The sequence below is a fragment of the Pseudomonas sp. 10B238 genome (assembly GCF_000970615.1).
Lineage (GTDB): Bacteria > Pseudomonadota > Gammaproteobacteria > Pseudomonadales > Pseudomonadaceae > Stutzerimonas.
Map to the genome: position 1 here is coordinate 1 of NZ_KQ033975.1, position 876 is coordinate 876.

General features: G+C 58.7%; 1 protein-coding gene. It reads right to left on the reverse strand.

The genetic code is table 11. The annotated features are described in order from the left end of the window. A partial coding sequence (locus RT21_RS22850) for a transposase (RefSeq protein ID WP_046164465.1) occupies positions 1 to 876 on the reverse strand: 876 nt, incomplete at both ends.

An 876-nucleotide genomic window follows, 5' to 3' on the forward strand; every position in this document is an offset into this window, starting at 1 on the left:
GTCGTAAACGGTCGAGTTTCATGATCCGTTTGAGGTGGGCGAAAAGCATTTCCACCTTCTTTCGTTCGCAGCGAGAGACGAGGTATTCCGGTGTCTTGGCGATGCGTCGAGCCACGTCGCGGGAAGACTCATGGATGCTGCGGACGATCTTCCGATTCGGCGTGTTGGGGCAGCATTTCGCTTTCAACGAGCAGGTGGCGCAGTCGGTTTGGCTGGAGCGGTAAATGATGGTGTTGGCCTTGGTTACCCGCGATCTTTGCTGAGTGAAGGCACGCCATTCACTGCGTAGCGGTTTGCCGGCTGGGCAGCGATATTCATTGGCTTCCTGATTCCAGTGGAAGTCGTTACTGGAGAGGCTGTCGTCCTTGCGCTCGGTCTTGTCCCACACCGGCACATGCGGCTCGATGTCCTTTTCTTCTACCATCCAGGCCAGCATCGGGGCGGTGCCATAAGCGGTATCGCCGATAAGGCGTTCCGGCGTGAGATCGAAATGCGCTTCGACACGCTCGACCATCGTCCTGGTCGAGTCGACTTCGGCGGTACGGTGCGCCGGGGTAGCTTCCACGTCCATGATCACACCGTGCTCAGTGTCGATCAGGTAATTCGTGGAGTAGGCAAAAAAGGCCGGGCCACCTGGCGCTGCTGTCCAACGGGACTGAGGATCTGTGAGCGAAATTTTCTTGGGAAGAGCCTCAGCCAGCGCCTCTTCATCAAGGGCTTCGAGGTACTCACGCACTGCTCGGCTGCTGAGCTTTGGGTCGTTCCAATCGACCTGATCTCCCGCCACCCCACGTTGCCGGCTGGCATCCGCCTTAATGATGCTGGCGTCGACGGCGAAACCTTCACCCTTGACTAGGCCGGCTGCCATGCAGCGCC